Origin of the sequence: Actinomadura logoneensis (assembly GCF_003428695.1) — a bacterium.
Taxonomy (GTDB): domain Bacteria; phylum Actinomycetota; class Actinomycetes; order Streptosporangiales; family Streptosporangiaceae; genus Spirillospora; species Spirillospora logoneensis.
Genome location: NZ_QURH01000947.1, coordinates 1 through 8,070 on the forward strand (window position 1 = coordinate 1; position 8,070 = coordinate 8,070).

The following is an 8,070-nucleotide window of genomic DNA, read 5'->3' on the forward strand; positions in this document are numbered from 1 at the left end:
CCGCGAGCACCGCCCGCCGCCGCACCCGCGCCTGGTCGGCCCCCGGCCGGGCCTGCGGCGGCACCGTCACAGGCGGCCCCTGAGGCGGGACGGCGACAGCCGCGTACCCCGATCCCACTTCCGCCGGGGCGGGATGCACCGAACCCGGATGTGCCGGGGCCGGATGCGCCGGGCTCGGGTGCTGCGGCGCTGGATGCTCCAGGGCGGGACCTGCCGGGGGCGAGTGCGTCGGCCCGGAGCTCGCCGGGCCGGGGGCCGGGGGCGCGGTTGCGGGTGACGGGACGGGTGGCGAGGACGGCGGGGCCGACGGGACGGGGTCGTGCGCGGCGATCCGCAGGTCGGCGAGGACCTGGGCGGGAGTGGGCCGTCCGGCCGGGTCCTTGGTGAGGCAGCGCGCCAGGACGTCCGCGAGGAACGGATCGACGCCGTCCAGGTCGGGCTCGCGGCCGACGACGCGGTGGACGATCGCCCCCGGACTGGACGCGTCGAACGGTCCGCGCCCGGTGGCCGCGTACACCAGGACGCCGCCGAGGGAGAAGACGTCGCTGGGCGGCCCCACCTCGTCCGCCTCGACCTGCTCGGGGGACATGTAGGCGAGCGTGCCGATCACGGCCCCGGTCGCGGTCATCGCGCTCGCGTCGAGCGCGCGGGCGATGCCGAAGTCGATGATCCGGGGGCCGTCCTCGGCGACGATGATGTTGCCCGGCTTGAGGTCGCGGTGGACGAGCCCGCAGGCGTGGATCGCGGCGAGCCCTTCGGCGAGCCCCGCGCCCAGTTCGCGAACGCGTTCCGGCGGCAGCGCTCCCTCCCGCTCGACGAGCGCCCGCAGCGACGGCCCGGGGACGTACGCCGTCGCCATCCACGGCGCGGCGGCGTCCGGGTCGGCGTCCACGACCGGCGCGGTGTAGAAGTCGTTCACCCGGCGCGCGGCCTCCACCTCGCGGGCGAAGCGGGCGCGGAAGCGCGGGTCGGCGGCGTGCTCGGCGCGGATCACCTTCACCGCGAGGCGGCGTCCGGCGGGCGTCTCGGCCAGGTACACCCGGCCCATGCCGCCCGCGCCGAGCCGGGCCCGCACCCGGTACGGGCCGATCTTCTCCGGGTCCTCCGGCGCCAGCGACTCCATGCAGAGGGACGATAGCGTTCCTTTACCCCTCGGGATCGCCCGGGGGAGTCCCCTCCCGGAAGCGCGCGGTGCCGTCCGGCCCGCTCCCGAGGCCCTTCGCGCGAGACGGCCGGATGCGGCGTCCGTCAGGGCCTTCTCAACAGTTCCTGACCGCGTTTGGGAACCCGGTGGCGAGGGGGACGTTCGCCGGTGGAATGTCCGACCGGCGTCGTACGGTGGGCGGGTCACGGAAGGGGTCGGCCAGTGAAGCTGCTCACCGCAACCAACCTCACCCAGGGCCACCGCGGCAACGACTTCGCCTGGTGCGTGGAGGGCGAACTCGTCCACATCGGCGTGGTCTGCGACCGCGACGGCGGCGACCCGGACGGCGGCTGCGGCTGCGCCCGCGCCTTCGCCGGACTCAACTCCCACCGCGCGACCACCACCGCCATGGTCCGCGAGGTGCCGGGCTTCACCGAGGCCGACTACGTCGAGGCGATCCGCAGCAGCCTGGAGCAGCAGGGCTACGACGGATCGCACGCCGAGCACGAGGCGGCGGGCCTGCGCACCCTCGTCCGCGACTGGCCGGTCGGCGCGATCGTCGAACGCCGCCTGGACGAGATCGTCGTCCGCCAGGTCGTCCAGCCGTAGCCCGGACGGGCCGTCGCCGGCCATGCCCCGCCGCCCCTCAACGGCCGCCCGCGCAGGTCATGCCGCCGCTCGCCGCGGGAATAGCCGGCGCCGACACGAAGAGTGTGGTCAGGGGAGGCAGGCGGGGACGCCGCCGGTGCCGCCTCGGGTGAACTCGGCGATGCGCTCGGCGGCGGTTCCGTGGTCGCCGGGGCGGGTCCACGGCGTGCCGTCGCCGATCCGGTGGAACGCGGCGTCGATCTCGGCCTGGTCGCCCGGGTCGGCGCGCAGCGCGCCGTCCCGCGCGGCTCCGCGCAGCGCGGCGCCCGCCAGGCAGTCGGCCTGCAGTTCGGTGCGGGCGGAGACCAGCGCGCGCGGCATCCGGTGCTGGACGGCGTGTCCCCACTCGTGCGCGATGACCATGTAGATCCACGCGTCGCCGCTGCCGAGGCCGTCGCGGATCAGGCGTTCGTCCCAGGCGAGGTAGTCGCCGTCGGGGCAGTACGCGGCGTTGTCGGGCTGCAGCGGGTGGCCGCCGCAGCGCGGGGTGGTGGCGGCGTCCGAGCCGTCGTAGGGGCCGAGGACGGCGGGCGGGTCGTAGCGTCCGCCGAAGTCGCCCGTCCAGTGCAGGCGCCAGAAGCCGTCCACGACGTCCTGCGCATCTTGGAGGCTCTGCTGGAGGTCGGGACGCTCCTCGGCCGCCGGGACGAAACGGGCCCGGTCGGCGAGGGACGCGGACACGGCGAACGCGCCCGTGGGGGAGCCGGGAGTGAGCGATCCGGGGCTGAACACCACGGGACCCTCGTCCGGGACGACGGTGAAGGCGGACGCCGGTCCCGCGCCGCTCGACAAGACCGCCGCCAAGCACCCACCCGCCACGACCGCCACGCGGCGGGGGCGGAGCGTGGAGCGACGGAGTAGGGGCATCCCGCCTCCCAGGATCAGGGGACGGGAACCATCCGACGCCATCCCCGTGCCCGGCGCGGACGCCTCGCCGCGGAACTCACGGCGGGGTGAACGACGTCTCCCCGGCCGGTCACAGCGCGTGCTCGGATCGGCGCGCGCCGAAAAGGGCCGTGGACTTGTCGTCCGCCGTCGGGCCGTGGGAGCGGAGGACGACCGGCGCGCCGAGCGCCGCCTCGACCTCGGCCACCGGATCGCCGAGCGGTTCCAGCACGGGACGCGCCGACAGCAACCGCCGGGTGAGCGCCGCCTGCCGCTCCAGGTCGTGCGCCGCCGCCACCGGAAGCCGCCGCACGGTCCCGCCGTCCATCGCGTACGCGCGGCAGATCCGCAGGTCGGGACGGGCGGCGGCGACGTCGAGGTGCGTGAGCGCGAGGCCGTCCACGCCTCCGGCGGCGCGGACGGCGTAGTCCAGCGCGACCGCGTCCAGGTGGCCGACGCGGAACGCGCCCTGCCACCGGCCGTGGCCGTTGTGCGGGTCGGGCAGGTCGGCGGTGAGCGCCGGGTCCTCGGTGACGAACGGGCCGGGCCCGTGCCGGGTGGCGTAGGCGCGCAGGACGCCCAGCCGAAACCCCTCCTCGCCCGCCTCGGCGAGCAGCGTCTCGGCGTTCTCGAACGTCGTCGTCGACCACGTCGTGTACGGATGGAAGCCGTGCCACTCGTCCAGCAGGACGCCCTGCGCGCCCTCGAACACCGTGCGCCCGGAGCGCAGGACGCGCGGGAGGTGCCCGCCGTCCACGATCCGGACGTTGGCGGCGAAGGACCGGAACGCCGCCGCGCAGTCCTCGACGTCCGGAACGTGCTCGTTGCCCGGGAAGACCTCCAGAACCGGCTTGCCGCCCGTGAGGACGTCCGGAGCGGGCTTGCCGTCCGGGAAGTCGCCCGGAGCGGGTTCGCCGCGCGGGAACAGGTCGCGGTACCAGTCGCGCAGGGCCGTGAGTCGCCGCAGGAGGCGCGCCGGAGCGAGGCAGTCGCCGACGCGCGGGGCGAGGTCGGGACGGGCCAGCGCGTATGCGGCGGTCTCGCCCACGCCCATCCCGCAGGACCCGTGCCGGTCCGTGCCGCGCGCCGTCTCCCGCGCCCGGTTGGCGGCCCGGTGGTACGGGGTGGTGAGGAGCGCGTCGCGGTCCACGGTGAGCCGCGCGAACGCGTCGCGCACGCCGAGCGCGCGCAGGTGCGCGCCCTCGGCGGCGAGCGCGAGCGGATCGACCGCCATGAACCGCGAGAGATGTGTGTGGACGCCGGGGGTGAACGTCCCGGACCCGAACTGCGCGAACGTGTGGTGCCGTCCGTCCGGCGTGACGACGTTGTGCGCGGCCTGCGCGCCGCCGTTGAAGCGGACGACCGTATGGACCGGCTCCGGCCCCCGCGCGCAGAGCCGGTCCACCACGGTCCCCTTCCCCGCGTCACCGAACCCCAGGTCGATGACGATGGTGTGCCGCATCAGAGACGCCGGTTCCCCGAGCCGCGTCCGTCATGCGCGTCCCGTCCGTTGCGTGCGTCACGTTCGTCCCACCCGACACGTCCGTCGTCATCGCGGCGGCTCCGCCCGTCGTCGCGGCGGTCCCGGCCGCTGTCGTCGCGCGCCCCGCTGGATGCCGCACCGCGCCCCCGGCCGCGCAGGCCGGACGGGGCGGGGGACACGGCGACCGAGCCGCCGCGGTCGCGGCTCAGCGGGGTGAGCGCCTTCGACACCGCCGGTCCGGCGGCCGAGCCGAATTCGTCCAGGTGCGCCAGGCCCTCGTCGAGGTCGATGGCGTCCTCGCCGAGCCCGACGGTGAGCGCGATCGTCTCGCACACCGCGTCGAGGTCGTCCAGGAAGAGGACGTTCTGCCCGAGCAGGTCGCGCCAGAAGCCGCTCAGGTGCGGGTCGCCGGTGTGGTACGCGCCCGCCGGGATGATGAAGTAGACGTCCCACCTGCGGCGCAGTTCGTCCACCAGCTCGGCCAGCGGGACGTCCTCGCGCAGGTCGTCGCCGATCACGTCGCGCACCTGCCGCCGCCGCACGACCGGGTACGCCAGCTCGTCGCCGATCATGAACAGGTAGCCGCGCCTGCCGCGCCTCTCGTAGCAGTCGATGGCGGTGTGCCGGGCCATGAAGTACATGGCCAGCTCGTAGGACTCCTTCATCTGGCCGCCGCCCCCGCCCTCCAGCAGGATCCGGCCGAGGTCGTCGTCCATGCGGTTGTCGGACTCGAACTGCCCGACCTGCAGCGGCGCGCGGTCGCAGTGCGCGTCGCCGATCGCGCCGAACATGATCTGCGGGTTCGCGGCGTAGCCCTTGCGCAGCAGCAGCCCGAGCAGGTCCGGCAGGCGGGTCTGGAGCGTGCGCGGGACGGTCCCCATCGAGCCGGTCACGTCGAACAGCACGGAGACCGCGAGCGAGTCGGGGTGCTCGTCGGAGTCGCGCGACTCGCGCAGCGCGACGCCCTTCGGGTCGAGGTCGGGGTGGACGGACGTCGCGCCGCCGTCGCTGTACTGGAAGGCGCTGATGTTGTGCGCGTCCTGGTAGGCGCGGTTGGCGGAGTAGACGTCGGTGGACCAGTTGCCGCTACCCATGGCTTCCTCCTGGGGGCATGGTGAAGGGACGGAACGTCCGGGGGCCGTAGAGGCGGTCGAGCAGGTCGTCGAGTTCGGCGAGCAGCCGCCAGGCGTCGCGCGGGCGCCGGTGCGGCGCGGGCAGGACGCATCCGGCGAGGAAGCGGCGCATCGCGGCGGGCGCGCGGCGGCCCATGAGCAGGCCGACGCACCGGGACGCCATGAACACGTCCGTCGCCGGGACGGCGGCCCGGCGGGCGGGGATCTCGGGGGCGTACAGGTCGGCGTGCCGGCCGACCATCGCGGGGACGCGCCCGCCGGGCCGGGTGACCGAGTAGCACCAGTCCGCGAGGACGAGGCCGTGCTCGCCGGGGTGGACGAGCACATGCTCGGGCAGGACCGCGCCGTGCACGACGCCCGCCCGGTGCGCGAAGCCGAGCGCGACCAGCAGCCGCCGCCACATCCACGCCGCGTCGCGCGGGTCCAGGCCGTCCGGGTGGGCGGCGCCGATCTCGGCGAACGTGACGAACCCGTCGAGCGGCGCGAGCACGGTGACGCGGCGCGTCTCGCCGGTGCCGGGGTCGCGGTGCCGGAACGCCGTGAGGAGCTCCGGCGCGTACGCCCGGAACCTCCGGTCGCCGTCGCGGCGCAGCCTGCGCAGCGCCTCCTCCTCGCGGGACATGAGGTCGTTGTCGGCGGGGTCGCGCGGCATCTTGACCACGACGCGGCGTCGGGTGCGGAGCCCGGCCGTGCCGGGGTCGGCGGTCCGGCGTCCGGTGGTGTGGAGTTCGGCGGCGTAGAGCTCGGCGATGTCGCCGCTCGCCAGGGTCTCGCCGAGCCGGAAGCGGCGCGTTCCCACCGCGAAGACCGGCGCGTTCGCCGCGTTGTAGGCGCGCCACAGCTCCGACAGCCGCGCGAAGTGGCGGGACGACCCGTCCGGCGTCGCGTCCGGGTGGACGGCCCGCGCGAGCCGCCGGTACAGCCGCGCGGCCTCGGCCTCGGACGCGTCCTCGCCGAACACGTCCGCCGGGGTGGCGGCGCGCTCCAGCAGGGCCGCGGCCTCCGCGTACGCGAGCGGGGGAGTCATCTGATCTCGTCCTCCCGGCTCGGCCTGAGCAGGGCGGGGTGCAGCAGCCGCGCGTCGCCCGCCCGGTAGAGCTTGGGCCGGGGCCCGCCGCGCCGTCCCTCCCGGTCGGCGGTGCCGCCGGTGGCCTCGACGAACCCCGGGACCGACAGCACCTTGCGGTGGAAGTTGCCCGCGTGCAGCTCCTCGCCCCAGACCGTCTCGTAGACGGCGCGCAGCTCGGGGACGGTGAACTCGGGCGGGCAGAACGCGGTGGCGAGCGGCGTGTACTCCAGCTTCGCGCGGGCGCGTTCCAGACCGTCGGCGAGGATGCGCGCGTGGTCGAACGCGAGCCTGCGCGTGGTGCCCGGACGCTGCGTCCCGGCCTCGGCCAAGCCCAGTCCGTCCACCCGGACCCAGGCGGCCTCGGCGGCGTCGCCGCCCGCGCGCGGATCGGGCAGCTCGGGCGCGAACGCCAGGTACGCGACCGAGACGACGCGCATCCGCGGGTCGCGGCCGGGGGCGCCGTAGGTGGCGAGCTGTTCGAGGTGCAGGCGCTCCATCGGGCCGCCGGGCTCGGCCGGGTCGAGCCCGGTCTCCTCGGCCAGCTCGCGGCGCGCGGCGGACGGCAGGTCCTCGGCGTCGGCCACCCCCCGGACGAACCCGCCGGGCAGCGCCCACATCCCCGCGAAGGGGGCCTGGCCGCGCCGCACCAGCAGGACGTTCAGCGCGCCGTCCCGGATCGTGAGCGCGACGACGTCCACCGTCACCGCGACGGGGTCGAAGGCGCGCGGGTCGTAGGCGGCGAGGAACTCGCGCTCGTCCTGCGGCGGCTGGGTCATCCCAGATGTCCTTCTCAGTATGAGTCAATCTCTACTTGAGAAGAACGTAGCTCGCACTCGCATGGTTCGTCCAGGGGTGATTTGAGAAGGAAGGTGACCGTGCTCTACGCTCGACCCGATCAATAAGGTTAGGTTTACCTAACTATCGGACGCGACGAACGGCGGTGGGCTGCGCATGCTCCGGAGGCGGTGGACGGTGCTGGCGGTCGCCGTGCTCGTCCTCGTCCTCGCGGTCCTCGCCAGCCTCGCGCTCGGCAGCCGCGCCATCCCGCCCGGCCACGTGCTGGACGCGCTGCTGCACCCGCGCGGCACCGAGGAGGACGTGATCGTCCGGTCGCTGCGCGTCCCGCGCACCGTCGTCGGCCTCGCCGCCGGCGCCGCGCTCGCCGTCGCGGGCGTGCTCATGCAGGCGCTCACCCGCAACCCCCTCGCCGACCCGCGCATCATGGGCGTCACCTCGGGGGCCTCGCTGGGCGTGGTCATCGCGATCAGCGTGTTCGGGCTGACCGCGCTGCCGTCCTTCCTGTGGTTCGGCGTCGCCGGGGCGGCGCTCGCGGGCGCGTTCGTCCACGCCCTGTCCGCGCGCACCCGCGACGGCGCGTCCCCGGTGACCCTCGCCCTCGCCGGGACGGCCCTGGACGCCTCGCTCACCGGCGTCGTCGTCGGCGTCCTCACCGTCAACCAGCAGACCTTCGACACCTTCCGGTTCTGGGCCGTCGGCTCCCTCGCCGGACGCCCGCCGCAGGTCGCGACCTGGGTGGTCCCCTTCGTCGCGGCCGGCGTCCTGGTCGCGTTCGCCGCCGCCCGCGGCCTGGACGCGCTCGCGCTCGGCGACGACGTCGCGCGCGGCCTCGGCCGCAACGTCGGCCGCGTCCGGCTCGGCGCCGCCGCCGCCGCGATCCTGCTCACCGGCGCCGCCGTCGCCGCCGCCG

8 protein-coding genes are annotated in these 8,070 nt (G+C 75.5%); 2 read left to right on the forward strand and 6 right to left on the reverse strand.

The genetic code is table 11. The features are described from left to right. On the reverse strand, window positions 1–1,123 hold a 1,123-nt coding region (locus DZF91_RS31980; RefSeq protein ID WP_147341488.1), incomplete at its 3' end, for a serine/threonine-protein kinase. 243 nt (window positions 1,124–1,366) lie between these two features. Here DZF91_RS31980 and DZF91_RS31985 point away from each other — a divergent pair. Then, window positions 1,367–1,753, forward strand: coding sequence for a DUF7715 family protein (locus DZF91_RS31985; protein WP_117360791.1), 387 nt, complete (start codon window positions 1,367–1,369; stop codon window positions 1,751–1,753). Between the two features lie 108 nt (window positions 1,754–1,861). Here DZF91_RS31985 and DZF91_RS31990 read toward each other — a convergent pair whose 3' ends face one another. The 5 genes from DZF91_RS31990 to DZF91_RS32010 all read right to left on the reverse strand — a co-directional run bounded on the left by DZF91_RS31990 (window position 1,862) and on the right by DZF91_RS32010 (window position 7,138). Further along, entirely contained in the window at window positions 1,862–2,659 is a 798-nt protein-coding gene (locus DZF91_RS31990; protein WP_235834711.1) for a neutral zinc metallopeptidase, read from the reverse strand. Between the two features lie 109 nt (window positions 2,660–2,768). Further along, window positions 2,769–4,139 (reverse strand): adenylosuccinate synthetase, encoded by a 1,371-nt coding sequence (locus DZF91_RS31995; protein ID WP_117360792.1) that lies wholly within the window; start codon window positions 4,137–4,139, stop codon window positions 2,769–2,771. After that, window positions 4,139–5,254, reverse strand: a complete 1,116-nt coding sequence (locus DZF91_RS32000) for a hypothetical protein (RefSeq protein ID WP_235834712.1) — start codon at window positions 5,252–5,254, stop codon at window positions 4,139–4,141. The genes DZF91_RS31995 and DZF91_RS32000 overlap by 1 nt, the downstream gene beginning before the upstream one ends. After that, entirely contained in the window at window positions 5,247–6,320 is a 1,074-nt protein-coding gene (locus tag DZF91_RS32005; RefSeq protein ID WP_117360793.1) for a molecular chaperone DnaJ, read from the reverse strand. Before DZF91_RS32005 ends, DZF91_RS32000 begins: the two co-directional genes overlap by 8 nt. After that, window positions 6,317–7,138 (reverse strand): NUDIX hydrolase, encoded by an 822-nt coding sequence (locus tag DZF91_RS32010; protein WP_117360794.1) that lies wholly within the window; start codon window positions 7,136–7,138, stop codon window positions 6,317–6,319. The genes DZF91_RS32005 and DZF91_RS32010 overlap by 4 nt, the downstream gene beginning before the upstream one ends. A 175-nt stretch (window positions 7,139–7,313) precedes the next feature. Here DZF91_RS32010 and DZF91_RS32015 point away from each other — a divergent pair. After that, window positions 7,314–8,070, forward strand: a 757-nt coding sequence (locus DZF91_RS32015; protein ID WP_117360795.1) for a FecCD family ABC transporter permease, incomplete at its 3' end; no start/stop codon positions are given.